Raw genomic sequence first — 24,169 nt, 5'->3', positions numbered from 1 at the left:
CACACCACCCACCACCTAGCCGAGGAAGCCGATGGACGTCCTGCTCGACAACCTCGACCTGTACGGGCCCGGGTTCCTCAACACCGTCGAGCTGTTCCTGATCTCCGCGGTCGGGTCGCTGGTGTTGGGGACGATCCTGGCGATGCTGCGGGTCGCGCCGGTACCGGTGATGCGGGCCATGGGGGCCGCGTACGTCACGATCGTCCGCAACACGCCGCTGACCCTGGTGTTCTTCTTCTTCGCCTTCGCGTTCCCGCTGCTCAAGATCGTGGACGCGGACACGTTCGGCGGCTCGGCGGCCGGCTACTACTTCAGCGCCGCCCTCGCCGCGCTGATCCTCTACACGGCGGCGTTCGTGTGCGAGGTCGTGCGGTCGGGCATCAACACCGTGCCGGTGGGCCAGGCCGAGGCGTCCCGCGCGCTGGGCCTGACGTTCGGCCAGATGCTCGGGTCCGTGGTGCTGCCGCAGGCCACCCGCGCGGTCGTGCCGCCGATGATGAGCACGATGATCGCCCTGCTCAAGAACACCACCATCGCGGCGGGCTTCTCGGTGTTCCAGGCGGGCTCGATCAGCGCCAACCTGTCCGAGCGCGGGGAGAACCAGCTGATCGGCCTGCTCTGGGTCGCGGCGTTCTTCGTGGTGCTCGTCATCCCCATGACCCTGCTGCAACGCAGCCTCGAGAAGCGGTGGAGCATCGCCCGATGAGCTCGGTCCTGTTCGACGTCCCCGGGCCCCGTGCCCGGCTGCGCCACCGCCTCTACGCGGTCCTCGGCGTCGCCGCCCTGGTCGCGCTGATCGGCTTCGTGGTCTACCGGTTCTACGAGAGCGGCCAGTTCGAGGGCGAGAAGTGGACCTGGATCCAGTACGAGAAGGTCCAGCTCGACCTGGTCGACGCGCTGCTGAACACGCTCAAGGCGTTCGCCGCGGGCGCGGTGCTGGCGCTGCTGTTCGGCGCGATCTTCGCGGCGGGCCAGCTGTCGGACCACAAGGTCATCCGCGTGCCGTCGATGCTGGTCGTCGAGCTGTTCCGCGCGGTGCCGCTGGTCGTGCTGATCTTCGTGTTCCACTACGGCGTGTCCCTGGGCGCGCCGTTCTACTCGGTGGTGCTCGGCCTGACGCTCTACAACGGCTCGGTGCTGGCCGAGGTGTTCCGCGCCGGCGTGCTGTCGCTGCCCCGCGGGCAGAGCGAGGCGGCCTACGCGGTCGGGATGCGCAAGACGCAGGTCATGAACTACGTGCTGCTGCCGCAGGCGGTGCGGGCGATGCTGCCGGCGATCATCAGCCAGCTCGTCGTGCTGCTCAAGGACACCGCGCTCGGCTTCCTCATCACCTACGAGGAGCTGCTGCGCTACGCCCGGTACGTGGGCAGCATCTTCGAGTTCGGCCGGCCGCTGGTCCCGGTCACGATCGTGGTGGCCGCCATGTACATCGCGATGTGCCTGCTCCTCACGTGGCTGGCGACGTACCTGGAGAAGCGCAACCGGCGTGACAAGAAGGTCGTCGAGCTGGAGAAGAACCCGGCCGAGGACGTCGTCGCGGCGGCGGTCTGACGGGTGGTGCTCGCGGCGTCCGGCGCGTTGTTCCTCGACGCGCTGGGCCGCGTGCTGCTGGTCGAGCCGACGTACAAGGACCACTGGGAGATCCCCGGCGGCGCGGTCGAGCCCGGCGAGACGCCGCGCGAGGCGTGCGCCCGGGAGGTGCTGGAGGAGCTGGGCCTGGCCGTGGAGCCGGGCCCGCTGCTCGTGGTGGACTGGGCGCCGTCCGGCCGTCAGGAACGGATCCTGTTCATCTTCGACGGCGGCTCGTTGGGTGACGCGGAGATCCGGCTACCGGCCGACGAGCTGCGCTCCCACCGGTACGTCGAACCCGCCGAGCTGCCGGACGTGCTGATCCCGCGGCTGGCCAGGCGGGTCGCCGCCGCGCTCGACGCGCGCGAGCGCGGCGTGACCCTCTACCTGGAACACGGGCTCCGCGCCGGCTAGTGGCGCAGCAGCGCGCCGACGCCCTCGAACAACGAGGCGTGGTGGGCGACGAGCACCTGCGCGCCGGTGGCGGTGGCCGCGATGGCCAGCGCCTCGTCCGCGCGGCGCTCACCGGGCCGTTCGATGCCCAGCCCGCGCAGCTCCGACTCGCGCAGCGCCACCTGGGCCGGGTCCTCGCCGGACCACACCGTGCGGTCGCCCAGCGCCGGGTCGGCCACCAGCAACGCGGCCACGTTGGCCTCGCGCAGCGCCTCGACCACCGGTTCCAGGCCCTGCACCGCGCGGCCGCCCGACCGGTTGGACTCGGCGGTGAACTCCTCCAGCACGTCGTTGTCCAGGTCGGCCTGGTACTGCGCGACGAGCGCCTGCACGGCGTCGTCGAACGCCTCGTCGTCCGCGCCGTCGCCCAGGCTCGCGCCCTCGACCTCGATCAGCACGTCCCGGCAGCGCGTGCTCAGCTCCTCCTTGATGCCCGCGCGTGCCTGCACCTCGCCGCCCAGGATCAGCAGGCGCGCGTTGATGCGGGTCACCAGCTTGTCGACCTCCTCGGCGATGCGGGCGGCGTTGCGCCTGGTGTTCTCCTCGACCGAGTGCTGCATCCGCAGGTGCGACCACCCGCCGCCGCGCACCTTGTGCACCGGGTGGTCCTCGCCCCGGACCTCGGCGGAGACCTCGCCCCGGCCGTCGTGGCCGTGCAGGTCCGCGCCGACCTTGTCCGCGAGGACGACGACGTGCGGCACGTCCGCTTGCAGTGACGACGCCAGCGGCAGCAGGTGCGGCAGGTCGGACCAGCGCACGGTGTCCGCGGCGGGCGGGCGGGGCAGGACCCGGTCCAGCAGCAGCCTGCCGCGCGCCGCGATCAGCGCCCGGCCGGCCTTGCCGGTGACCGGCGTCAGCGCCGCTCCCTCCAGGGCCCGCAGCGTCTCGTCGTCCGCGCCCTGCCGGGCCAGTTCCTCGCGCACCCCGCGCCAGCGCAGCTCCATCGCCTTGGCCGCGTCCTCGGTGTCGTGCGAGGCGTCCAGGTAGACCGACGCGAACGGGCCGCGTTGCCTGACCAGCTCTCCCAACGAAGACATGTCCATTGGCCTCGGCTACCCGATCGCGCGCCGCGTAACCTCGGGGGCATGGTGGACGAACCGGGTGCGATCACCAAGGTGCAGCAGAACGCCGTGGACCACCTCCTCAAGGTGGGCATCAACGGCTTCGGACCTTTCAAGAGCGCGCAGCAGATGGCCGCCGAGGCCCTGGACAAGGACCTCACGCCGCAGGAGGCGATCAAGCACCTGATCCGGACGCACGTGGCGGCGGCGGGCGTGCAGGGCTTCGCGACGAACATCGGCGGTCTGATCACGCTGCCGGTGGCGCTGCCCGCCAACCTGACCGCGTCCTACCTGGTGCAGACGCACCTGATCGCGTCGATCGCGGCCGTGCACGGGTACGACCTGGACAGCGAAGAGGTGCAGACGGCGATCCTGGTGTGCCTGCTGGGCAACGCGGGCACCGAGCTGCTGAAGAAGGCGGGCATCAAGGTGGGCTCCAAGCTCACCATGAACCTGATCAAGCGCATCCCGGTCCAGCTCATCCGGGATGTCAACAAGCGCGTCGGCTTCACGCTGCTGGCCAAGTACGGCACCACCAAGGCGGCCGTGACGCTGGCCAAGGGCGTGCCGCTGGTCGGTGGCGTCATCGGCGGCACGTTCGACGCCGTCACGACGCGGGCCGTGGGCGCCTTCGCCTCCCGCTTCTTCACCGAGCGCGAGGAGTTGCCGGCGGTCGTGGAGGGCACCGTCATCGAGGGCGAGGTCGTCGAGATCAGCGAGTGATTGGCCCAATAAATCCGCCGGGTCTTGGCCCTTAGCGTGGGCCAATCCGGCACCTAGCGTGACGTCCCATGGGGACGACGAAGGTGCTCGCGGTCGCTCAGGTGGCCAACTCGGTGGGCGACGGCGCGTTCTACGTGTGCTCCGCGCTCTACTTCACCCGGGTCGTGGGCCTGTCGGCGACGCAGGTCGGCGTGGCGCTGACGGTGGCCTGGGCGGTCGGGGCGGTGGTCGGCGTGGGGCTGGGCCACCTCGCCGACCGGGTCGGGTCGAGGCGGGTGGCGGTCGGGTTGGCCGTCGTCACGGCGGGCGCGTTGGCGTCGTTCCTCGTGGCCCGCTCGTTCTGGGCGTTCGTGGTGGCGGCGTGCGTCTACACGTGCGGCCAGTGCGGGTTGGCCGCCGCGCGGCAGGCGTTGCTGGCGGGGTCGGTCGGGCCCGGGGAGCGGACGCGGGTGCGGGCCGTGCTCCAGTCGGCGGTCAACGGGGGGCTGGCCGTGGGCGCGGGGTTGGGCGGGCTCGCGCTGCACGCGGACACGGCGGCGGCGTACCTGGTGGTGTTCGCGGTGGACGCGGCCGGGTTCCTGGTCGCGGCGGCGGTGCTGCGCCGGGTGCCGGAGGTGGCGGCGGTCGCCACCACGGGACGGCTCGGTGTGCTGCGGGACCGGCCGTACGCGCTGGTGGCGCTGCTGAACTCGGTGTCGCTGCTCTACATGCCGATGCTGAGCCTGGTCGTGCCGCTGTGGGTCGCCGAACGCACCTCCGCCCCGAAGTGGGTCGTCAGCCTGCTGTTCGTGCTCAACACGGGCGCGGTGGTGGTGGGGCAGGTGCGGTTGGCGCGCGGCGTCACGGACCTGCGCACGGCGACGCGGTCGGTGCGGCGTGGTGGCGTGCTGTTGCTGGCGTCCTGCGTGTTGTTCGCCCTGTCCGCAGGTGTACCCGATTGGGTGGCCGTGACGCTGCTCGTGGGCGCGGCGGGTGTCCAGGTCGTCGGCGAGATGCGGCACGGCGCGGGCTCGTGGGAGATCGGGTTCGGCCTCGCGCCCGCCGACAAGCAGGGCCAGTACCAGGGCTTCTACGGCACGGGCACGGCCGTCGCGCGCACCGTCGGACCGTTGCTGCTCACCACCCTCGTGCTGGGCGGGGGAGCGGTGGGCTGGCTCGTGCTCGGCGCGCTGTTCCTGGCCGCCGCGCTGGCCATGACGCCCGCCGTGGCGTGGTCGGAGCGGTCGCGGCGGAAAATGATTGGCGTCGCGGCGTGAAGCAGGATACGGTCATGACCATGTTCTTCCAGATCTACTTCTGAGGACTTCTTCCTCCAGCGCCGCACCGGCCTCGGGCCGTGCCGCGCCCTTCTCCTGGTGGCCTCAGCGGCTCTTCTCACGACCGTGTCGAACCACGGGTCGTAGCCCTTTTCACGCCTCGAACACCGAGGAGGCGATCGCATGCCCACCATGCGCAACGAACCGCCACACGACGACCAGCCGACCAACCGCGCCGCACGTCGCGGCGCCCGCTCGACCGGCGCGGTGCACCCGCGCTTCGGCGGCGGTCGAGCTGTCGCCACCCCGCGCCAGTACGCCATGCGGCGTCGCTGACCAGCGACTCCGCCACACCCAGGAGGTAGACATGACCACTCAGGACGTTCCGCAGGCCGACGACGGCGAGCAGGACCAGCCGGAGCAGCCCGCCGTGCCGCTCAACCGCGCGGCCCGCCGCGGTCACGCCCAGAAGAACGACGGCGTGAACAAGATCCCGGGCCGACCGCAGCAGAACACGTTCGTGGGCCGGCGCGTGTTCCGGCGCACCAGCGGCGGCTGATCGGCGGGCGGTCGGACCAACTCGAGCACCGTCGCGGGCGCGGACGAACACGCGCCCGCGACGGTGCTCTCGGCCGTGACGGACGCCGAACGCGCGGACCTCGCGCCGCTGCTGCCGTCGTGCCGCCCCGGCTGTCCGCCCGCGACGTGCACGCGCCACTGCGGGGCATCCTCGGCGTTGAGCCCGATCGGATGGTCGCACGGGCTGTTTTCGGGCTCGGCAAAGGAATCCGCTGTCTGTCGCGCCGATTTGATCCTATGTGGACAGTGCCTGCCGGTCGTGGGCGGTGACGGCTGCGCGTTCCGGCACGCGTTGATCCGGGACGCGGTCCACCGGCGGCTGCTCGCGGCGAACGGGCCGGGGCGTCCGCGGGCACCGCGGTGATCTTGATCGGTACCGTGCTGCTCCGAGCGGGTGACGATCCGGGGGCCTCGCGTGGCGGCCGGCGGTGGGCGGGATCGGGCACGAGTTGTTCGCCGGACCCCCGCGCGGCGGTGTTGCCGGAGCGGGCCCGTCAGAGCGCATGGGCGCGTCCGAGGGTGTGTTGGCGCTGGTCCGCACGGTCGGCTGCTCCGCCGGGCCGGTGTCGGGCGCGGCGATCGGAGGCTTCGGAGGGACCGTCGCGGCGCTGGTGGTGATCACCGCGCCGGGTGTGCTCGTGACCGTTGCGCGGCTCCGGTCGCGGTGGCGGCCCGGTGCTCCCATCGGGCGCGGGCCTGCCGATCACGTGGCCGGGGAACTAGCCTGAAGTGGGTAGCAACCGGGTCCGGCGGAGATCGGGAGGCGCCCATGAGGATCGCTGACGTGTTGCGCAACAAGGGATCGGCCGTGGCCACGGTCGAGTCGAGAGCGTCGGTGGCCGAGCTGGTCGCCGCGCTGGCCGAGCACAACGTGGGCGCGATGGTCGTGCTCGGGTCCGGGGGCATCGCCGGGATCGTGTCCGAACGGGACGTCGTGCGCCGGCTGCACGACCGGGGCGGCGAGCTGCTGGCCGCGCCGGTGTCGGAGATCATGACGAGCGAGGTGTTCACCTGCACCCCGCGTGACTCGGTGGACAGCCTCACGGTGCTGATGACCGAACAGCGCATCCGGCACGTGCCGGTGGTCGACGACGGCGAGCTGGTCGGCATCGTCAGCATCGGCGACGTGGTGAAGAGCCGGATCAACCAGTTGCAGGAAGACCACGACCAGTTGACCGCCTACATCCAGGGCTGACCGCCCCGGCCCGTGCGGGCGTCCCCGGTCGTCCGCGCGGGTCGGAGCCTCAGCGGTCGCGGTGGTAGTGCCGGCTGACCCTGGCCCGGTTGCCGCACGACGGCTTGCACCACTCCTGCCGGGGGTGGGCCTTCACGAAGTAGCGGACGCACCGGGGCGCGGGGCAGGCGCGCAGGTCCGCCCGCGCGCCGCCGGCCAGGAACTCGATCGCCGCCGTCGCCAGCGCGGCCGGCAGGCGGTCGCCGTCGTCGGCCGCGTCCACGTACCGCAGCCGCGGCTGCTCGTCCCAGTCCAGCTGCGCCGCCCGCGGCACCCGCGCGGCGGCCTCGTTGACGATGGCCAGCGCGCGCTCGAAGTCCATCAGGTGCGGTGTGTCCATGCGCTCCCCGGCCCGCGCCACGCGCGCGAACAGCGACCGGACGGCCCAGCGCAGCTCGACCACCCGCAGCCGCAGCTCCTCGTCCGCCGGGACCCCGGCCCACGCGGCGAAGCCCTCCGGCGTGCCCAGGTCGTCGGTGAGCCCGCCGTGCCCGTCGTGCCGGATCGTGCCCGCGAACTCCAACGCCAGTGCCACCCGAGCCAGTCTAGTGATAGGTTCCCTAACGGGTTTTCACCGATAGACCATTAGGGGGAGTTGTGACGATCCAGGAGCGCGCGCTGGACGCCCACCGCAGGCTGGCCGCCGTGATCGAGGACCTCACCGACGAGCAGGTCGCGCAGCCGTCGGTGCTGCCCGGCTGGACCCGCGGGCACGTGCTGGCCCACCTGGCCAACGTGACGATCGCGCTGGCGGGGCAGGCCGAGCACGAGGGCGCGAAGGTCGAGCCCTACCCCGGCGGCCGGCCCGCGCGGGACGCCGGGATCGAGGCGGGCGCCGGTCGTTCGGCGGCGGAGCACCGGGCCGCGATCGCCGACGCGGCCGCCCGCCTGGCCAAGGCGTGGGCCGGCGTGCGGGACTGGGACACGCCCGTCTTCTACCGCGACGGCACGCTGATCGGCACCGCCTGCGGCGTCTGGCGCGAGGTCGAGATCCACACCCGCGACCTCGACCTGCGGCCCGTCACGTGGTCGGTCGAGTTCTGCGACCACGCCGTGGACTTCCTGTCCGCGCGCGTGCCCGACGGCGTCCGGCTCACGCTCGTGTCGCCGCATCGCCGGTGGACGATCGGCGAGGGCGAGGACGTCACGCTGACCGGGTCGCACACCGACCTGACCGCGTGGCTCGCGGGCCGGGAGCCGGACGGGCCGATCACCGGCGCGCGGCCCGAGCTCAAGCCCTGGCCGTAGCCCGGTCGGCTCGCGGCGGGCGACGTGGTGGCGCTCGCACCGGCGGGTTGACAAGAGCAGGGGTTGGTAAACAAACTTGCCGAACCGCCGCCGCGATCGTCCCTGCGGTGGAAGGAGCCCGACGTGGAGCTGTCACGTCGTTCGGTGTTGGCGGGTGCGGTGGCGGCGCCGTTGCTGCTCGCGGGAGCGGGAGGCGGCGTGGCGCGCGCGGCCTCGTGGAAGCTCAGGTGGAGCCCGCAGGTGTCCGTCGACGGCTTGCGGGCGTTCGAGAGCGTCGAGGACGACCGGGCCGGCTCGCACCCCGGCGTCACCCACATCCGGCCGAGCGGGTCGGCCTACCGGTTCGACATGCACACCCGCGACCGCGACACGTCCACCGACCGGCAGCGCAACGAGGTGGCGGGCATGCGGTCGGACGGGCAGAACGTGAACCTGCACGCGGGGGAGAGGTGGCGGTTCACGTACTCGCTGTTCATCCCGACGTCGTTGAAGGCCACCACGACCTTCACCCACATCATGCAGACCAAGAAGCCCGGCACCGGCACGTCACCGGTCACCGTGATGTCCCTGCGGCGGACCGGCGGCGTGGAGAAGATCGAGTTCGTGGTGTTCGAGGGCGGTGTCCGGGTCGGCGCGGTCGACCTCGCGCCGCTGCGGAACCGGTGGATCGACACCGAGGTCGAGATCGGGATCGGCGACGGCGGGGCGGGCCGGGTGCGGTGGGTCGTGCGCGACGGCGGGTCCACCGTGATCGACACCACCCGGACCGGCGTGGACACCTGGCTGGGCGACCGGCTGCGGCCCAAGTGGGGCATCTACCGGTCGTTGGGCGACACGTCCGGCTCGTTGCAGGACTGCCACCTGCTGCTGCGCGACCTGAAGGCATATAAGTTCGAGTGATGCTGCGCGAGATCGCCGAGGCCACCAGGGGCTTCCTCGACCTGTTGGACGAAGGACAGCGGGCGGCGGCGGTGGGGAGCATGGCCGAGGACCTGCGCACGCGATGGGCGTACACGCCGGGCGTGCGGCCGGGGGTCGAGTACGGCGAGCTGACCCGCGACCAGCGCAAAGCCGTGCACCGGTTGCTGTCGTGCGTGCTCAGCCCGCACGCCTACGCCCAGACGACCGCGATCATGGCGCTGGAGGACGTGCTGGACGACCGCGAGGGCGGTACCCGCGACCGGCACCAGGGCGACTACTGGACCGTGCTGCTGGGCGAGCCCGGTGACGAGCCGTGGGGCTGGCGGGTCGAGGGTCACCACCTGTCGGTGAGCGTGGTGGTGGCCGACGGGCGCGTGTCGGCCACCCCGTTCTTCCTCGGCGCGCACCCGGCCCGCACCACCTACCGGGGCCGCACGGTGCTGCAACCGCTGCGGCTGGAGGAGGAGCTGGCCCGCGAGCTGCTGGACCGGATGGGGCGCACGGCCCGCGGCTTGGCCGTGGTCGCCGACGTGCCGCCGCCGGACCTGAAGACCGGCAACGCGCGCCGGGTCGGCGACCTGGAGCCCGTCGGCGTGACGCCCGCCCAGCTCGACCGGGCGTCGCGCGGGCTGCTGGTCGGGCTGGTGCGGTACTACCTCGACCGGCTGACCGGCGACCTGGCCGACGAGGAGTTCGACGCGCTGGACCCGGACCGGCTGCACTTCTCGTGGGAGGGCTCGGACAAGCGCGGCCAGGGGCACTACTACCGCATCCAGGGGCCGGACCTGCTGATCGAGTACGACAACACCGACAACGACGCCAACCACGCGCACTCGGTGTGGCGGCGGCGGTCCGGCGACTTCGGCGAGGACCTGCTGGCGGCGCACCGCGCGGCGGTGAGGCACCCGTGACGCCGGAGGAGGCGGTCGCCGAGCAGGAACGGCTGCGCCCGCTCGTGGCGACGGTGACCGACCCGGGGCTGGTGGTGCGGCACGTCGCGGGGCTGGACGTGTCCTACGCCGACGACGACCGGGTGGCCGCGGCGGTCGTCGTGCTGGACGCGGAGTCGTTGGAGACGGTCGAGTCGGTCGTGGTGACGGGCCGGGCGGACTTCCCGTACGTGCCGGGGCTGTTCGCGTTCCGGGAGCTGCCGTCGTTGCTGGAGGCGATGGAGCGGGTGACCGTGACGCCGGACCTGCTGGTGTGCGACGGGCAGGGGTTGGCGCACCCGCGGCGGTTCGGGCTGGCCTGCCACCTCGGGGTGGTGACCGGCCTGCCGAGCGTCGGCGTGGCCAAGACGCCGATGGGCCGGTTCGACATGCCCGACGACGTGCGCGGGGCGCACTCGGACCTGGTGGACGACGGCGAGGTGGTGGGCCGGGCGCTGCGGACGCGTGAGGGCGTGAAGCCGGTGTTCGTGTCCGTGGGGCACCGCGTCGACCTCGACCGGGCGTGCGCCGAGGTGCTGCGGCTGTGCGTGACGCGACTGCCGGAGACGACCCGGCGTTCCGACGCGTTGGGACGGGCTCAGCTCAGGTAGGCCAGTTCCGGGTGCCGCCGCACGTAGGTGTCCAGCAGGCTTCGGGCGGTGGCGACCGAGTCGACCAGCGGGTGCAGGGCGAACGCCTTGAGCGCCGCCGCCCGCGTGCCCTCCATGACCAGCCGGTCCACCGCCTTGACCGACGTGACGAGACCGGCCGCGTGGTCGGGGAGCGGGCTCACCGGGAGGGGACGCGCGCCCGTCGCGTCGACCTCGCACGGCACCTCCACGATCGCGTCGTCGTCCAAAGTGGACAAGGTGCCGTTGTTGGGCACGTTGAGGATCAGCGTCGCCGTCTCGTTGTCGGCGATGGCGCGCATCAACGCCATCGCCACGTGCTCGTAACCGCCGCCCTCGACGCTGTCGCGTTCGCGTTCCTGGGCCATGTACGTCGCTTCACGCTCCAACCGCGTGGTCTCCCAGTCCACGTCACCGTCGTAGAAGCGTTGCTGTTGCCCGAGCAGGAAAGCGCCGCGGTTGTCGCCCAACGCCTCACGCGTCGAGTAGTAGTAGTGCAGGTACTCGTTGGGGATGACGCCCAACGCCCGCAACCACTCCGCGCCGAACAACCGGCCTTCCTCGAAGCTCGTCAACGCCTCGTCGTCGGCCAGCAGCGCCGGCAGCAGGTTCTCCGCGCCCACGTGGACGCCTTGCAGCCAGCCGAGGTGGTTCAGGCCCGCGTAGTCGAACGTCGTGTCCTCCACGTCGAGCGCCTTGGCGACGCGGCGGCACAGGCCCAGCGGCGAGTCGCAGATCCCGATCACTCGGCCGCCGAGGTGGCGGGCCATGACCTCGGTGATCAGCCCGGCCGGGTTGGTGAAGTTGACGACCCAGGCCCGGGGCGCCAGTTCGGCGACCCGCCGGGCGATGGCGTCCGCCACCGGGGCGGTGCGCAGGCCGTACGCGACGCCGCCCGCGCCGACGGTCTCCTGCCCCAGCACCCCGTGCGCGTGGGCGACCTCCTCGTCGATCGCCCGCCCGGCCAGGCCGCCGACCCGGATCGCGGAGAACACGAAGTCCGCGCCGCGCAGCGCCTCGTCCAGGTCGGTGGTGGCGGTGACCGGCGGGCCGTCGCGCAGGACCCGGCGGATCGCGTGCAGCCGGTGCGCGTCCACGTCGTGCAGCACCACTTCGGTGATGCGCTCGTCCAGCGCCTTGTGCACCAGCGGCACGCGGAAGCCGCCGCCGCCCAGGATGACCAGCCTCATGCGTCCCATCCTGCCTCGGCGAGCAAGGCCACGAAGGCCGACGCGAGCGGGTCCGGCGTTTTGTGCGCGTACGCGACCAGGGTGCGCCGCACCGGGGGATCGGTGCGGAGGACCGCGCCGTCGAACGTCTCCGGCACGATGTTGCGCGGAACGAGCGCCGGCCCCAGCCCGGAGGCGGCCAGCACGGGCGCCGCCGCGGTCTGCTCGGTGCGCACGGCCGCGCCCGGCTGGAAGCCGCGCTCCGCGCACGCCGCGTCGACCAGGTCGGCCAGGCCGTTGCCCGGCGCGTAGTGCACCCACCCGACGTCGGCCAGCTCCCGCAGGTCGATCGGCTCGCGGTGGTGCGTGTCGGGCGGCAGGACCACCACGAACTCCTCCACGCCGAGCCGCTGCCGGAAGCCGGGCCAGTTCGCGGGCTCCGGGCCGAGGGCGATGTCGGCCTGCCCGTCGGCCATCGCCTCGCGCAGCTCGTCGGCGTGGCGGTGCTCGAACAGGCGGATGCGCACGTCCGGGTGTTCCGCGCGCCAGCACCGGAGCACGGGCGGCAGCACGCCGAGGGTGAGCGAGTAGAGCGTGGCCACGCGCAGCTCGCCGCACTCCACGCCCGCCGTGCGCCGTGCGGCGGTGAGCGCGCGCTCGGCTTCGGCCAAGGCGGCGCGGGCGTGGGGCAGCCAGGCGCGACCGGCGGGCGTGAGGCGGACGGCGCGGGGGAGCCGGTCGAGCAGCCTCGTGCCCACGGTCCGTTCCAGGGCTTGGATCTGGTGGGACAGCGCCGGCTGCGTGACGTGCAGCGCTTCGGCGGCGCGGGTGAAGGAACCCTCGTCCACGACCGCGACCAGGTACTCGAACTGCCTCAGGCTCATGACGTCAGTTTATGGATACCAGAACGAACATGCCTTGGACTTATCCCCGCAGGTCATCGGATGATCGGTTCATGGCATTGAACGAACAGGCGCGGGCGGTGCTGGAGAAGCTGGCCGGCGCGCCCGCGTTGGAGGAGTTGGGCGTCTTCGGGGCGCGTCAGGCGCAATGGGGGTTCCTGGCGTTCCAGGGCACGCCGGAGCCGGTGGCCAGGGTCGCGCACCTCTTCGTGCCCGGCCCGACGGCCGACCTGCCCGCGCGCATCTACTACCCCGAGGGCGACGGGCCGTTCCCCGCGATCGTGTTCCTGCACGGCAGCGGCTGGGTGACGTGCAACCTCGACATCTACGACGTGGCGCTGCGCGCGCTGGCCAACGCCACCGGGCACGCGGTGTTCGCGGTGAACTACCAGAAGGCGCCGGAGCACCCGTTCCCCGTGCCGCTGGACGACTCGTACGCGGCCACGGCGTGGCTGTTCGAGCACGCCGCGTCGGTGGACGTCGACCCGGCGCGGATCGGCGTGATGGGGGACAGCGCCGGCGGCAACCTCGCCGCCGCGGTGGCGCTGGAGGCCCGCGGCAAGCTCGACCTCGCGTTCCAGGTGCTGGTCGTCCCGGCGCTGGACGTGGACTTCACCACGCAGTCCTATGTGGAGCACGAGACCGGCTACGCGCTGTCGGCCGGCACGATGCGGTGGTTCTGGTCGCACTACCTCGGCGCCGCGGAGGTCACCGACCTGGCCGCGCCGCTGCGGGCCGCGGTGGAGGGGCTGCCGCGCACGTTCGTGGCCGTCGCCGAGCACGACCCGGTGCGGGACGACGGCGAGCGGTACGCGGCGAAGCTGGAGGCGGCCGGCGTGCCGGTGCGGCTGCGCCGGATCGACGGCACGATTCACCCGTTCGTGTTGATGGACGGGGTGCTGGACGCCTACCGCGTGCTGCTGGGTGAGCTGCGGACCTGGCTGGGTGCCCGGTGATGCCGCCCGCGCTGCTCGCGCTGGCCGTCGGCGCGTTCGGCATCGGCACCACCGAGTTCGTGATCGTGGGCCTGTTGCCACAGGTGGCGGGCGATCTCGGCGTGTCGATCCCGTCCGCCGGGCTGCTGGTGTCCGGCTACGCGCTCAGCGTCGTGGTCGGCGCGCCGCTGATCACCGCGGGTGGGTCGCGGCTGCCCCGCAAGCAGCTCCTGGTCGGCCTGATGGCGTTGTTCGTGCTGGGCAACCTGGTGTGCGCGGTGGCCGACGACTACGCCGTGCTGATGGTGGGACGGGTGGTCGCCGCGCTGTGCCACGGCGCGTTCTTCGGCGTCGGCTCGGTGGTGGCGGCGGGGCTGGTCGCGCCGGACCGCCGGGCGCGGGCGATCGCGATGATGTTCACCGGGCTGACCGCGGCGAACGTGCTGGGCGTGCCGGCCGGGACCGCGCTGGGGCAGGAGTTCGGCTGGCGCTCGACGTTCTGGGCGGTGACCGCGCTGGGCGTGGCCGGGCTGGTGGGGATCGTGGCGCTGGTGCCGCCGCAGCCCGCGTCCACCGGGTTGCGCGGCGAGCTGGCGGTGTTCCGCCGGCCGGGGGTGTGGCTCGCGCTGGCGACCACGGCGCTCGGGTTCGGCGCGGTGTTCGCGTCGTTCACCTACGTCGCGCCGATGATGACCGAGGTGGCCGGGTTCTCGCCGGGCGCGGTGACGTGGCTGCTGGTGCTGTTCGGGGTCGGGCTGTTCGTGGGCAACGTGGTCGGCGGGCGTGCGGCGGACCGCCGCCTGATGCCCAGCCTGTACGCGTTCCTGGGTGCGCTGGCGGTGGTGCTGGCGGTGTTCGCGGTCACCGCGCACTGGGCGGTGCCCGCGGCGGTCACGATCGCGGTGTTCGGCGTGTTCGGCTTCGCGACCGTGGCGCCGTTGCAGACCAGGGTGCTGGAGCAGGCGGCGGGCGCGCCCGCGCTGGCCTCGGCGGCGAACATCGCCGCGTTCAACCTCGGCAACGCGGCGGGCGCGTGGCTCGGTGGCGTGGCGATCGACGCCGGGCTCGGCTACACCGCGCCCAACTGGGTGGGCGCGGCGATGGCCCTGGCCGCGCTCGGCGTGGCGGTGGCGAGCGGCGTCAGCGGCCGAGCGCGTCGATCTCGGCCAGCAGTGACCGCTTGAGCTCGTCGGGCGCGTAGCTGGCCCGCACCCCGGTGCGGGCCAGCTCGGCCAGCTCCGACTCGCCCAGGCCGAACACCTCGTGGCACAGCAGGTACTCGCGGTCCAGGTCGGTGTGGAACATGCCGGGGTCGTCCGTGGCCAGGGTCACCGGCACGCCCGCGTCCAGGAACCTCGGCAGCGGGTGGTCCTCGACGGCACGCACGGCACCCGTGCGGATGTTCGAGGTGGGGCAGACCTCCAGGGTGATGCCCTCGGCGGCCAGCCGGCGCAGCAGCTCCGGGTCGGCCGCCGCGTTGACGCCGTGGCCGATCCGCTCGGCGTGCAGCTCGTCGAGCGCCTCCCGGACCTGGTCGGGGCCCGTGGTCTCGCCCGCGTGCGGCACGCAGTGCAGGCCCGCGTCCCGGGCCACCGCGAACGCCTCGCGGAACGCCCGCCTCGGCGCGTCCGCCTCGAACCCGCCCAGGCCGAAGCCGACGGTGCCCGCCGGCCGGTGCGTGACCGCGTACTTCGCGCTGGTCAGGCCGAAGTCCCGGTCCCACAGGCCGGGGATGTCGAACACCCACGCCAGCTCGACGCCGTGCTCGGCCCTGGCCCGCGCGCGGCTCGTCGCGAGGGCTTCGTCCAGCTCCTCCGGCGCGATGCCGGCCCGCAGGTGGCTGGTCGCGCTCACGGTCACCTCGGCGTAGCGGACGTTGCGCCGCGCCTGCTCCTCGGCCAGCCCCAGCACCAGCTCGGCGACGTCCTCACCGGTGGTGACCAGGTCGTTCACCGCCGCGTAGACGTCGATGAAGTGGCCGAAGTCGGTGAACTCGTAGAACCGGAGCAGGTCGGCCTCGTCGGTCGGGACCCCGTGCTGCGGGTGCCGGCGGGCGAGGGTGAGGACGGTGGCGGGGGAGGCTGACCCGACGAGGTGGACGTGCAACTCCACTTTGGGCAGCGCGGCGATGAAGTCACGCATGGCCCGGGCGAGTCTGCACAGGTCTCCGCCGCTGGTCAAGGGGCCGTTCGTCGGGTCTTCGGATGATGTCCACTGTGGACTTTGGACGCCCTTGACAGGGGTTGTGGCGCGGGGGAGGGTCAGCCGCAAACCTGTCCTACGCATGATGGGGGTTCGGTCGTGAAGGGTGCACGGAGAGCCGCGGTGCTCGCCGCCCTGGTCACGTTGGGGCTCGCGCCCGCCGTGGCCGAGGGCGCGGCGGAGGGCCCGGTGTTCGTCGGCGGCGAGGCGCAACCCGTCTTCGACCCGAAGGACGTGGTGCGCGAGAGCGTGTGGGTGCGGGCCCCGGTCGACAGCGACCGCGACGGGCACGACGACGAGGTCTACACCGAGGTCGTGCGCCAGAAGGCCACCGACCGCGGGCTGAAGGTCCCGGTCGTGTTCTTCAACAGCCCGTACTTCTCCGGCGGCAACGACGTGGCCAACCACAACGTCGACGTGGAGCTGTACGTGCCGAACCGGCGCGGCGGGTACGACAAGCGCGACGGGTCGCTGCTCAAGGCGCAGGCGGACGAGCGGATCGCCGCCGCCGTCGGGCCCAACCCCGCGCCGATCCGGTCCGGGCGCTACGAGGACTACTTCCTCTCCCGCGGCTTCGCCATGGTCTACGCCGAGTCGCTGGGCACCGGCAAGTCGTCGGGCTGCCCCACCTCCGGCGGTGAGAACGAGACCACCGGCTCCCGGTCCGTGGTGGACTGGCTGAACGGCCGCACCACCGCGCGCGACGCGGCGGGCGCGCCGGTCGTGGCGGGCTGGACCACCGGCAAGGTCGGCATGATGGGCGTGTCGTACAACGGCACCCTCCCCAACGCGGTGGCCGCCACCGGGGTCGAGGGCCTGGAGGCCATCGTGCCCATCGCGGCCATCTCCAGCTGGTACGACTACTACCGGGCCGACGGCGCGGTGGTCGCGCCCGGCACGTTCCAGGGCGAGGACCTCGACGTGCTGGCGGAGTACGTCTACACGCGCGAGGACCGGGAGGTCTGCAAGCCGGTGATCGCCGAGGTGGCCGCCCGGCAGGACCGCGTGACCGGCGACTACAGCGAGTTCTGGGACGAGCGGAACTACGTCAAGGACGCCTCGAAGGTGCGGGCCGCGGTGCTGGCCGTGCACGGGTTGAGCGACTGGAACGTCAAGGTCAAGCACGTCGCGCAGTGGTACGACGCGCTGCGGCGGCACGGCGTGGAGCACAAGATCTGGCTGCACCAGTCCGGGCACACCGACCCCGACACGCTGCGCCCGGTCGAGTGGCGGCGCACGATCAACCGCTGGTTCAGCCACTACCTGTACGGCGTGGACAACGGCATCGAGCGCGAGCCCAAGGCGACGATCCAGCGCGAGGACCGGACCACGTGGGTGGACGAGGCCGACTGGCCCGCTCCCGGCACGTCGAAGGCCCGCGTGTACCCGTGGGCGGGCGGCACGGCCAAGGGCGCGCTGCGGTTCGAGTCCGTGCCCGGCAACGCCGTGGTGGAGTCGTTGCGCGACGACTCGTCCAAGCTCGCCGAGGACCTGGTGGATCTGCCCAGCTCCGGCAACCGGCTGTCGTACGCCACGCGGCCGACCACCGAGCCGGTCCGGTTCTCCGGCACGGCCCGGGTCGACCTGGCGATCTCGTTCGACCGGCCCGCGGCCAACGTGACCGCGCTGCTGGTGGACCGCGCGCCGGACGGCACGTCGCACGTGATCACGCGGGGGTGGACCGACCCGCAGAACCGGGTGTCGCCGTCGCTGACCAAGCCGGTCGAGCCGGGCAAGCGGTACCGGGTCGAGGTGGAGCTGCAGCCGAACGACTACGTGGTCCCGTCTGGTCACCGCGTCGAGTTCGTGCTGATCTCTTCTGACTACGACTACACGCTGCGGCCGGAGCCGGGCGCCGGGCTGTCGGTCGACCTCACGCAGACCGTGGTCGAACTGCCCGTGGTCGGCGGGCTCGCCGCGTTGCGCCGATCGGTTGGTTAGAAACTAATTTACGAAGCGTCTACTTGGAAAGTCTTCCACTGACGGGTGCGGTTGTGGTCCCATCGGCGCCACAGTCGTCAAGGAGGTGGCAGATGAGCCGAACCCGGCGCGCTTTCGTCACGGCACTGGTCGCGCCGCTGGTCGGCCTCGCCCTCACGCAGGGCGAGGCCGCCGCGGCGCCCGCGTTCCAGATGCCCTTCCCGTGCAACCAGGTGTGGGAGGGGCAGACCCGGACGGGTCACAGCCCGGCCAACGCCGTGGACTTCAACCGGGCCAACGACCTGGGTGACCCGGTCGTGGCGTCGGCCGCGGGCACGGTGACGCGGGTGGAGAACGAGGGGAGCACCAGCTACGGCCGGTGGATCGAGATCGGGCACGGGGGCGGGTGGCGCACCCGTTACGCGCACCTGTCCGTGCAGCGGGTGAGCGTGGGGCAGTCCGTGTCGAAGGGGCAGCGCATCGGCGACGTCGGCTCGACCGGCGGCTCGACCGGGCCGCACCTGCACTTCGAGCAGCGGCTCGACGGCGTGGCGCAGAAGATCGTGTTCAACGGCTCGCAGATCCTCTACTGGGGCACGCGCAACTACACCAGCCGTAACTGCTGAAACGGGCTGTTGCTCCGTTCGGATGGTTAGCAACTAATTCACTAACTCGACGTCTGGTAAGTCTTCCACTAAGGCGGGCGGGCGTGGTCGGATGACCACTCCCAGTCGTCAAGGAGGTGGCAGATGAGCCGACGCGTGTTCGTCACGGCCCTGGTGGCGCCGCTGATCGGCCTCGTCCTCACGCAGGGCGAGGCCGCGGCGGCCCCCAACTTCCAGATGCCGTTCCCGTGCAACCAGGTGTGGGAGGGCCAGACCCGCACCAACCACAGCCCCGCGAACTCGGTGGACTTCAACCGGGCGAACGACGACGGCGACCCGGTGGTCGCGTCGGCGGCGGGCACGGTGTCGCGGGTCGCGAACGAGGGCAGCACCAGCTACGGCCGGTGGGTCGAGATCGACCACGGCTCCGGCTGGCGCACCCGGTACGCGCACCTGTCCGCGCAGAGCGTCAGCGTCGGGCAGTCGGTGCGGATCGGCCAGAAGATCGGCAACGTCGGCACGACCGGCGGGTCGACCGGGCCGCACCTGCACTACGAGCAGAGGCTCAACGGGGTCGACCAGAAGATCACGTTCAACGGGACGCAGATCTACTACTGGGGCACGCGCAGCTACACCAGCCGCAACTCGTGCAGCACCACCGGGGTGACCGGCACCGTCGGCACGGACAGCGGGGCGTCGGTGACGGTCCGGTCGGGTCCCGGGACGCAGTACGCGGCCGTCGGCTCGGTGGCCAACGGCGCGACGGTGACGATCAGCTGCCAGGCGAAGGGCGAGACGATCACCGGCAAGTACGGCACCACCAACCTGTGGGACAAGATCGGGGCCGGTTACATCTCCGATGCCTACGTGTACACAGGTTCGGACGGCCAGGTGGCACCCAGCTGCTGAGTTTCCCCAGGTCGCGGGCCGCCCTCGGAATCACCGGGGGCGGCCTTTTCCGAGTTGTCCACAGATCGGCGATCGCCGCCGGCGCCCCTCGCCGCGTTCGGCCATCGTCGTTCCCATGACGAAGCTCCTGCCCCCGACCCGCCTCCGCGACCCGGGCGACCTGATCGCCGCCGTGCCGCACCTGCTGGGCTTCCACCCGTCCGATTCGGTCGTGCTCGTGGTGGTGCACGACCACGACGTGGCGATGACGTTGCGCATCGACCTGCCACCGCCCGGCGTCCGGCACCGCGTGGCGGCGCAGCTGGTCGAGCCGCTGGCCGGGTGCCGGGGTGACGACGCGGTGGTGGTCGTGGTCGGCGGCGGCTCCGGCGACCCGCCCGAGCACCTGCCGCACGACGCGGTGGTGGACGAGCTGGACGAGGCCCTCCGCGCCGGCGGCGTGCGGCTGCTGCTGGCGGTCTGGACGCGTGCCACGGCGAAGGGCGAGCGCTGGTTCGACTACCACGACGTCGGCATGTCGGGCACCGTGCCGGACCCGTCGAGCACGGCGTTCGCCGCGGCCTCGGCGGCGGACGGCCACGTCACCTACCCGAGCCGTGAGGCGCTGGGCGACCTGCTGACCCCGGACTCACCGGAAGCCCTGTCCCGCCGAACCGCCCTGCTCAACCGCCTGGCCGCCACCCACCCGCTCCCGGACGACACCACCGCGCCGGCGCGCGACCTCGACCTGGTCCACGCCGAGGTGGTCCGGGCCGGCACGCGCAAGCGCCCCTTGACCGACGAGGAGGTCGCCGACCTGGCCCACGCCCTGTCGAACCCGCTGACCAGGGACGCGGGCCTCGTCCACTGCGTCGGCGACCACGCCCGGAGCGCCGAGGCCCTGTGGCTGGAACTGACCCGGGCGTGCCCCTCCCCGGAGAGGGCGGAACCGGCCACCCTCCTCGCCTTCTCCGCCTACATCCGGGGCAACGGCGCCCTGACCTACATGGCCCTGGACCGAGCCGAGGAATCCCACCCGGGCCACCGCCTGGCCGGCCTGCTGCGCATCGCCCTGAACACCGGCCTGTCCCCCACCCAAATCCGCCACCTGGCCGAACAAGCCGCCGCCACCAACTGGACCACCCCACCCACCGACCACACCTGACCCCACATCCCCGCGCTCGCCCCCACCTCCCCATCCCCACCGGCCACCCACCACTCCAAACCCCACGCACCCATGACCTGCGGCGACTCTTGCGCTGTTCGCCGTGCCTCGCCGCCGCCAGCCAACCCGCCGCCACGAACCTGTCGCCAACCCGCTGCCTGCCGCCAACCCGCTGCCTGCCGCCAACCGCCGCCGCCGAACATCGGACCTTCCTGCACCGGACCGGGGCCGACCTCGACCTGCGGGGGTGGCGTGATCCGGCTGGCGAAGTCGGCTGCCAACCCGCGTCCTCGATCCGGCTCTCCCACCGGCACGGAAATCGCCGGCACGCCACCAGGCCCGCGCCTGACGTGCGGGTGATGGGAAGCGGACCAAGATCGTCGGTGACCACGTGTACCGGCCCGCCGGGTGTGGACGCCGGCCGTGCACGGGTTGCTCGAACGCCTGCACCGGGTGCCTCGGGGCGGTGGGGGGCGGGGTTTCGGTCGTTCGCCCGGCTCCGGCGGGACTTCCACGACGCCGCCCGGACGGTCGTGCCGTCGTCCGACGCGGCGTGGGCGTCGGAGTACCCGGGCGGGGTCGTCTGCGGTGTTCCTCGACGCCTACGGCTGCGGCACCGCTCCCGACGGCGTGACGGCCTGGGTGGACGAGGGGATCGGTCGGCGAGGGCTCGACGCGGTGCACGTGTGAGCCCTCGCCGACCGGGCGCTTGAGCTGGCCGAACGCGATCCGGGACCTGTCCGTCTAGACGAGTTCCGGCCGCTGCCAGGGCTCGCCGAGCACGTGCTCCGCCAGGAACGCGAAGATCGTCTCGTACCAGACCTTGGCGTTGCCCGGCGTCAGGATCCAGTGGTTCTCGCTCGGGAAGTACAGGAACTTCGCCGGCACGCCGTGCCTCACGAGGTCGAAGTACAGGCGCTGCCCCTCGCCGATCGGGACCCGGTAGTCCTTGTCGCCGTGGATCACCAGCATCGGCGTCGTGATGTCCGCCACGCGCAGGTGCGGCGAGTTCGCCCGCACGGTGTCCTCCTGCCGCAGCGGGTCGCCCATCTCCCGGATCCAGTAGTACGAGTCGTCCGTGGTTCCGGTGAACGCGTCCAGGTGCCACAACGACGCGTGCGTCACGATCGCCTTGAACCGGTCGGTCCGCGTGGCGATCCAGTTAGCCATGTACCCGCCGAACGACCCGCCCATGGCGGCCGTCCGCGAGTCGTCGATGTCGTCCCGCCGCACCGCCACGTCGGTGATCGCCATCAGGTCCGTGTACGGCTTCGCGCCCCACGACGCCCACCCGGCGCGCACGAAGTCGTGCCCGTACCCGGTCGACAGCGCCGGGTCCGGCAGCAGCACGGCGTACCCGCGCGCGGCCATCAGCCACGGGTTCCAGCGCCAGCTCCACCCGCTCCAGCTCATCACCGGACCGCCGTGCACCCACAGCAGCAGGGGCGCGGGGTCGGCGGCCGACGCGCCGTGCGGCAGCACCAGCCAGGCCCGCACGGTCCGGCCGTCCTCGACGACCGTCTCGACCTCGGTCAACGTCCCCGGCACGGACTCCACCGCGCCGGGCGCGGGCAGCGGCACGGCCTGCTGGTCCACACCGGACGCCGACAGCCGCACCGGCTGCGGCGGGTGGTCCCAGGCGCTGCGCAGCGCGTACACCGACGCGCCGTCCGGGCTGACCCGCACGTCGGTGTAGGCGCCGGAGGCCGTCAGCTTCTCCACGGAGCCGGACGCCAGGTCGAGCTTCCAGATCGGCTGGTGCCCGCGGTGGCTGCTCGTGAAGTACACCGCGTCACCGGCGGGGCTCACCACCGGGTGGTCGGGTTCCTCGGCGAAGTCCGCCGCCAGCTCCTCGACGGACCCCGACTCCAGGTCGATGCGCACCAGCGTGTTCGTCCACGGGCGGTCCGGTGTGGAGTCCAGCGCCCGCACCGCGATGACGCCCGACGAGTCCGGCAGGAACACCGGTTGCAGGAACGAGTGCCCGTCGAGGTCGGCCAGCACGCGGTCGGTGGCGCCGTCGGTGGACGTCAGCCGCAGCCGCACCCGCTTGCCGTACGACGCGCTCACCGCGACGCCCTCGGTGTGCACGACCCACCGGCCGTCCGGGCTGATGGCGGGCGAGTCGTCCAGCCGGGCCGCGGCGTTGGGCGTCAGGTCGACCAGGTCCGACGACGGGTCGACGCGCGTGCGGTCCGCGTCGACCGGCGACGTGGTGGCCAGGAGGCGGGGGAAGCTCGGCCCGAGGTCGGAGTCCCAGTACCGCACCGGGTACGACTCGTGCAGGATCGCGGTCACCCCGGCCTCCTCGCGGGCCTTGCGGTGCTCCTCGTCCTGCTCGCCGAACTCCGCGGTCGGGTGCGCGTTCGCGGTGAGCAGCAGCGTGCCCGCGTCCCGGGCCACCGCGAAGTCCGACACCCCGCCGGCGGGGCGGCACAGCTCGCGCGCCTCGCCCACGGGCGGCAGCAGCCACAGGGCGGTCTTGTCCTTCTTGTCCCGCTCGGCCGGCTTGGCCTCCTGGTCGGGCCGCGCCGACAGGAACAGCAGCGCACCGTCCGGCGTGAACGCGGGGGCCGACTCGCCCTTCGCGCCGCGCGTCAACCGCCGCGCGGGACGCTCACCGGCGGGGTCGACCTCCCACAGCGAACCCTGCCACGCCTTGCGGTCCGGCGAGAGCGTCGCCACCACGGTGACGAGCCGGGTGCCGTCGGGGGACAGCGCCAGCCCGGAGATCCGCGGCATCTCGGTGAACGAGGTCAGGTCCCCGAACCCGGCCTCGGTGATCTTGCCTTCCATCACGCCCCCTGTTGTGACCGGGTGAAGTCCCACGCGTCGCGCACGATGCCGGCCAGGTCCACCCGCTCGGGCTTCCAACCCAGCTCGGTGCGGGCCTTCTCGCTTCCGGCCACGAGCACCGCCGGGTCGCCCGCCCGGCGCGGCGCCACGTCGGCGGGGATCGGGTGGCCGGTCACCTCGCGGCAGGCGTCGATGACCTGCTTGACCGAGAAGCCGAGGCCGTTGCCCAGGTTGTAGATGCGGTGCTCGCCGGCCGTCGCGTGCTCCAGCGCCCGCAGGTGCGCGTCGGCCAGGTCCACGACGTGGATGTAGTCGCGCACGCACGTGCCGTCGTCGGTGGGCCAGTCGTCGCCGTACACCTGCACCTGCTCCCGCCGGCCGGACGCGACCTGGAGCACGATCGGGATCAGGTGCGTCTCCACGCCGTGCCGCTCGCCGAACCGACCGTAGGCGCCGGCCACGTTGAAGTAGCGCAGGGACACGGCGGCCAGGCCGTGCGCGGCGGCGTAGGAGGTGATCGCGTGGTCGATCGCGAGCTTCGTCGCGCCGTAGGTGTTGGTGGGCCGCGTCGGCGCGGTCTCCGCGATCGGCACCTGCTCCGGCTCGCCGTAGGTGGCGGCGGTGGAGGAGAACACCAGCCGCGGCGTGCCGTGCTCGCGCATCGCGTCCAGCAGCCGCAGCGACGTCACCACGTTGCCGTGCCAGTACTTCGCCGGGTCCTGCATGGACTCGCCGACCAGCGACTTGGCCGCGAAGTGCAGCACGCCGTCGTAGCCCTCCGCGAGCACGCCGCCGATCGCGTCGTCGATGCCCGCCTCGACCAGCCGCACGCCGTCGGGCACCGCGTCCGCGTGCCCGGTGGACAGGTCGTCCAGCACGACCACCTCGTGCCCGGACTCCACCAGCCTGGCCGCGCAGACGCTGCCCACGTACCCGGCACCGCCCGTGACGAGCAACTTCACCCTGCATCCCTGCTTTCGACTAG

At 72.5% G+C, this 24,169-nt stretch carries 25 protein-coding genes; 18 read left to right on the top strand and 7 right to left on the bottom strand.

Annotated features, from left to right (window positions below; genetic code table 11):
• The first annotated feature begins 31 nt into the window (after positions 1-31).
• From ACIQMJ_RS23625 to ACIQMJ_RS23615, 3 genes are read left to right on the top strand one after another with little or no spacing between them, the layout of a single operon-like run.
• Positions 32-706: an amino acid ABC transporter permease gene (locus ACIQMJ_RS23625; RefSeq protein WP_499763176.1), complete on the top strand. Its 675-nt coding sequence runs from the start codon at positions 32-34 to the stop codon at positions 704-706.
• A complete protein-coding gene (locus ACIQMJ_RS23620) occupies positions 703-1,551 on the top strand; it encodes an amino acid ABC transporter permease (protein ID WP_499763175.1) in 849 nt (282 codons plus the stop codon). Before ACIQMJ_RS23625 ends, ACIQMJ_RS23620 begins: the two co-directional genes overlap by 4 nt.
• Before the next feature lie 3 nt (positions 1,552-1,554).
• The gene (locus ACIQMJ_RS23615; protein ID WP_499763174.1) at positions 1,555-1,983 is read left to right on the top strand and encodes an NUDIX domain-containing protein; all 429 of its coding nucleotides are present in this window, start codon (positions 1,555-1,557) and stop codon (positions 1,981-1,983) included.
• Here the strand turns inward: ACIQMJ_RS23615 and ACIQMJ_RS23610 are convergent.
• On the bottom strand, positions 1,980-3,059 hold the full coding sequence (locus tag ACIQMJ_RS23610) for an Rv2629 family ribosome hibernation factor (RefSeq protein ID WP_499763173.1): 1,080 nt from the start codon (positions 3,057-3,059) through the stop codon (positions 1,980-1,982). The two genes, ACIQMJ_RS23615 and ACIQMJ_RS23610, sit on opposite strands and share 4 nt — an antisense overlap.
• A gap of 48 nt (positions 3,060-3,107) precedes the next feature.
• Between ACIQMJ_RS23610 and ACIQMJ_RS23605 the strand changes: the two genes are divergently transcribed.
• From ACIQMJ_RS23605 to ACIQMJ_RS23585, 5 genes are all read left to right on the top strand, one after another.
• Entirely contained in the window at positions 3,108-3,806 is a 699-nt protein-coding gene (locus ACIQMJ_RS23605; protein WP_499763172.1) for an EcsC family protein, read from the top strand.
• Between the two features lie 68 nt (positions 3,807-3,874).
• Positions 3,875-5,062, top strand: a complete 1,188-nt coding sequence (locus tag ACIQMJ_RS23600) for an MFS transporter (protein ID WP_499763171.1) — start codon at positions 3,875-3,877, stop codon at positions 5,060-5,062.
• Between the two features lie 183 nt (positions 5,063-5,245).
• Complete coding sequence (locus tag ACIQMJ_RS23595; protein WP_499763170.1) at positions 5,246-5,398, top strand: hypothetical protein; 153 nt, start codon at positions 5,246-5,248, stop codon at positions 5,396-5,398.
• 31 nt (positions 5,399-5,429) lie between these two features.
• Positions 5,430-5,621 carry a hypothetical protein gene (locus ACIQMJ_RS23590; protein ID WP_499763169.1) on the top strand — a complete coding sequence of 64 codons (192 nt, stop codon included), beginning with the start codon at positions 5,430-5,432 and terminating at the stop codon, positions 5,619-5,621.
• Positions 5,622-6,410: 789 nt separating this feature from the next.
• Positions 6,411-6,836 (top strand): CBS domain-containing protein, encoded by a 426-nt coding sequence (locus ACIQMJ_RS23585; RefSeq protein ID WP_499763168.1) that lies wholly within the window; start codon positions 6,411-6,413, stop codon positions 6,834-6,836.
• Between the two features lie 49 nt (positions 6,837-6,885).
• On the opposite strand, the gene ACIQMJ_RS23580 is transcribed toward ACIQMJ_RS23585, so the two are convergent.
• A complete protein-coding gene (locus ACIQMJ_RS23580; RefSeq protein ID WP_499763167.1) occupies positions 6,886-7,410 on the bottom strand; it encodes a CGNR zinc finger domain-containing protein in 525 nt (174 codons plus the stop codon).
• 62 nt (positions 7,411-7,472) lie between these two features.
• Here ACIQMJ_RS23580 and ACIQMJ_RS23575 point away from each other — a divergent pair, with 62 nt between their 5' ends.
• The 4 genes from ACIQMJ_RS23575 to ACIQMJ_RS23560 all read left to right on the top strand — a co-directional run bounded on the left by ACIQMJ_RS23575 (position 7,473) and on the right by ACIQMJ_RS23560 (position 10,584).
• Positions 7,473-8,123: a maleylpyruvate isomerase family mycothiol-dependent enzyme gene (locus ACIQMJ_RS23575; protein WP_499763166.1), complete on the top strand. Its 651-nt coding sequence runs from the start codon at positions 7,473-7,475 to the stop codon at positions 8,121-8,123.
• Between the two features lie 123 nt (positions 8,124-8,246).
• On the top strand, positions 8,247-9,023 hold the full coding sequence (locus ACIQMJ_RS23570; protein ID WP_499763165.1) for a Tat pathway signal sequence domain protein: 777 nt from the start codon (positions 8,247-8,249) through the stop codon (positions 9,021-9,023).
• The gene (locus ACIQMJ_RS23565; protein ID WP_499763164.1) at positions 9,023-9,955 is read left to right on the top strand and encodes a DUF3500 domain-containing protein; all 933 of its coding nucleotides are present in this window, start codon (positions 9,023-9,025) and stop codon (positions 9,953-9,955) included. The genes ACIQMJ_RS23570 and ACIQMJ_RS23565 overlap by 1 nt, the downstream gene beginning before the upstream one ends.
• Positions 9,952-10,584, top strand: coding sequence for an endonuclease V (locus ACIQMJ_RS23560; RefSeq protein ID WP_499763163.1), 633 nt, complete (start codon positions 9,952-9,954; stop codon positions 10,582-10,584). Before ACIQMJ_RS23565 ends, ACIQMJ_RS23560 begins: the two co-directional genes overlap by 4 nt.
• Here ACIQMJ_RS23560 and ACIQMJ_RS23555 read toward each other — a convergent pair.
• Both ACIQMJ_RS23555 and ACIQMJ_RS23550 read right to left on the bottom strand, forming a co-directional pair.
• The gene (locus tag ACIQMJ_RS23555) at positions 10,572-11,792 is read right to left on the bottom strand and encodes a family 4 glycosyl hydrolase (RefSeq protein ID WP_499763162.1); all 1,221 of its coding nucleotides are present in this window, start codon (positions 11,790-11,792) and stop codon (positions 10,572-10,574) included. The two genes, ACIQMJ_RS23560 and ACIQMJ_RS23555, sit on opposite strands and share 13 nt — an antisense overlap.
• On the bottom strand, positions 11,789-12,655 hold the full coding sequence (locus ACIQMJ_RS23550) for a LysR family transcriptional regulator (RefSeq protein WP_499763161.1): 867 nt from the start codon (positions 12,653-12,655) through the stop codon (positions 11,789-11,791). The genes ACIQMJ_RS23555 and ACIQMJ_RS23550 overlap by 4 nt, the downstream gene beginning before the upstream one ends.
• A 71-nt stretch (positions 12,656-12,726) precedes the next feature.
• Between ACIQMJ_RS23550 and ACIQMJ_RS23545 the strand changes: the two genes are divergently transcribed.
• Together ACIQMJ_RS23545 and ACIQMJ_RS23540 are read left to right on the top strand one after the other, a co-directional pair.
• Positions 12,727-13,629 carry an alpha/beta hydrolase gene (locus tag ACIQMJ_RS23545; protein ID WP_499763160.1) on the top strand — a complete coding sequence of 301 codons (903 nt, stop codon included), beginning with the start codon at positions 12,727-12,729 and terminating at the stop codon, positions 13,627-13,629.
• Positions 13,629-14,792: an MFS transporter gene (locus ACIQMJ_RS23540; RefSeq protein WP_499763159.1), complete on the top strand. Its 1,164-nt coding sequence runs from the start codon at positions 13,629-13,631 to the stop codon at positions 14,790-14,792. The genes ACIQMJ_RS23545 and ACIQMJ_RS23540 overlap by 1 nt, the downstream gene beginning before the upstream one ends.
• On the opposite strand, the gene add is transcribed toward ACIQMJ_RS23540, so the two are convergent.
• Positions 14,749-15,750 carry an adenosine deaminase gene (add, locus tag ACIQMJ_RS23535; RefSeq protein ID WP_499763158.1) on the bottom strand — a complete coding sequence of 334 codons (1,002 nt, stop codon included), beginning with the start codon at positions 15,748-15,750 and terminating at the stop codon, positions 14,749-14,751. The genes ACIQMJ_RS23540 and add overlap by 44 nt on opposite strands.
• A gap of 159 nt (positions 15,751-15,909) precedes the next feature.
• Between add and ACIQMJ_RS23530 the strand changes: the two genes are divergently transcribed.
• The 4 genes from ACIQMJ_RS23530 to ACIQMJ_RS23515 all read left to right on the top strand — a co-directional run bounded on the left by ACIQMJ_RS23530 (position 15,910) and on the right by ACIQMJ_RS23515 (position 20,388).
• A complete protein-coding gene (locus ACIQMJ_RS23530) occupies positions 15,910-17,751 on the top strand; it encodes a Xaa-Pro dipeptidyl-peptidase (RefSeq protein ID WP_499763157.1) in 1,842 nt (613 codons plus the stop codon).
• A gap of 92 nt (positions 17,752-17,843) precedes the next feature.
• Positions 17,844-18,356 (top strand): M23 family metallopeptidase, encoded by a 513-nt coding sequence (locus ACIQMJ_RS23525; protein WP_499763156.1) that lies wholly within the window; start codon positions 17,844-17,846, stop codon positions 18,354-18,356.
• Positions 18,357-18,479: 123 nt separating this feature from the next.
• Positions 18,480-19,244 (top strand): M23 family metallopeptidase, encoded by a 765-nt coding sequence (locus ACIQMJ_RS23520; protein ID WP_499763155.1) that lies wholly within the window; start codon positions 18,480-18,482, stop codon positions 19,242-19,244.
• Between the two features lie 115 nt (positions 19,245-19,359).
• The gene (locus tag ACIQMJ_RS23515; RefSeq protein ID WP_499763154.1) at positions 19,360-20,388 is read left to right on the top strand and encodes a DUF4192 domain-containing protein; all 1,029 of its coding nucleotides are present in this window, start codon (positions 19,360-19,362) and stop codon (positions 20,386-20,388) included.
• A 744-nt stretch (positions 20,389-21,132) separates the two neighbouring features.
• On the opposite strand, the gene ACIQMJ_RS23510 is transcribed toward ACIQMJ_RS23515, so the two are convergent.
• Positions 21,133-23,184, bottom strand: coding sequence for a prolyl oligopeptidase family serine peptidase (locus ACIQMJ_RS23510; protein ID WP_499763153.1), 2,052 nt, complete (start codon positions 23,182-23,184; stop codon positions 21,133-21,135).
• Positions 23,184-24,146 (bottom strand): UDP-glucose 4-epimerase GalE, encoded by a 963-nt coding sequence (gene galE / locus ACIQMJ_RS23505; protein ID WP_499763152.1) that lies wholly within the window; start codon positions 24,144-24,146, stop codon positions 23,184-23,186. Before galE ends, ACIQMJ_RS23510 begins: the two co-directional genes overlap by 1 nt.
• Positions 24,147-24,169: the final 23 nt, after the last annotated feature.

The organism is Actinosynnema sp. NPDC091369 (assembly GCF_044757065.1).
In the GTDB taxonomy this organism is placed as follows: domain Bacteria; phylum Actinomycetota; class Actinomycetes; order Mycobacteriales; family Pseudonocardiaceae; genus Actinosynnema.
The sequence above is the reverse complement of the archived record's forward strand: the minus strand, read 5'-3'. Positions and strand labels throughout refer to the sequence as shown.

Coding starts and splice junctions, on each gene's coding strand:
- ACIQMJ_RS23625 (WP_499763176.1), top strand. CDS start 32: ATGGACGTCCTGCTCGACAACCTCGACCTGTACGGGCCCGGGTTCCTC.
- ACIQMJ_RS23565 (WP_499763164.1), top strand. CDS start 9,023: ATGCTGCGCGAGATCGCCGAGGCCACCAGGGGCTTCCTCGACCTGTTG.
- ACIQMJ_RS23555 (WP_499763162.1), bottom strand. CDS start 11,792: ATGAGGCTGGTCATCCTGGGCGGCGGCGGCTTCCGCGTGCCGCTGGTG.
- ACIQMJ_RS23605 (WP_499763172.1), top strand. CDS start 3,108: ATGGTGGACGAACCGGGTGCGATCACCAAGGTGCAGCAGAACGCCGTG.
- ACIQMJ_RS23600 (WP_499763171.1), top strand. CDS start 3,875: ATGGGGACGACGAAGGTGCTCGCGGTCGCTCAGGTGGCCAACTCGGTG.
- ACIQMJ_RS23510 (WP_499763153.1), bottom strand. CDS start 23,184: ATGGAAGGCAAGATCACCGAGGCCGGGTTCGGGGACCTGACCTCGTTC.
- ACIQMJ_RS23540 (WP_499763159.1), top strand. CDS start 13,629: ATGCCGCCCGCGCTGCTCGCGCTGGCCGTCGGCGCGTTCGGCATCGGC.
- ACIQMJ_RS23550 (WP_499763161.1), bottom strand. CDS start 12,655: ATGAGCCTGAGGCAGTTCGAGTACCTGGTCGCGGTCGTGGACGAGGGT.
- ACIQMJ_RS23520 (WP_499763155.1), top strand. CDS start 18,480: ATGAGCCGACGCGTGTTCGTCACGGCCCTGGTGGCGCCGCTGATCGGC.
- ACIQMJ_RS23525 (WP_499763156.1), top strand. CDS start 17,844: ATGAGCCGAACCCGGCGCGCTTTCGTCACGGCACTGGTCGCGCCGCTG.
- ACIQMJ_RS23590 (WP_499763169.1), top strand. CDS start 5,430: ATGACCACTCAGGACGTTCCGCAGGCCGACGACGGCGAGCAGGACCAG.
- add (WP_499763158.1), bottom strand. CDS start 15,750: ATGCGTGACTTCATCGCCGCGCTGCCCAAAGTGGAGTTGCACGTCCAC.
- ACIQMJ_RS23595 (WP_499763170.1), top strand. CDS start 5,246: ATGCCCACCATGCGCAACGAACCGCCACACGACGACCAGCCGACCAAC.
- ACIQMJ_RS23610 (WP_499763173.1), bottom strand. CDS start 3,059: ATGTCTTCGTTGGGAGAGCTGGTCAGGCAACGCGGCCCGTTCGCGTCG.
- ACIQMJ_RS23585 (WP_499763168.1), top strand. CDS start 6,411: ATGAGGATCGCTGACGTGTTGCGCAACAAGGGATCGGCCGTGGCCACG.
- ACIQMJ_RS23515 (WP_499763154.1), top strand. CDS start 19,360: ATGACGAAGCTCCTGCCCCCGACCCGCCTCCGCGACCCGGGCGACCTG.
- ACIQMJ_RS23545 (WP_499763160.1), top strand. CDS start 12,727: ATGGCATTGAACGAACAGGCGCGGGCGGTGCTGGAGAAGCTGGCCGGC.
- ACIQMJ_RS23620 (WP_499763175.1), top strand. CDS start 703: ATGAGCTCGGTCCTGTTCGACGTCCCCGGGCCCCGTGCCCGGCTGCGC.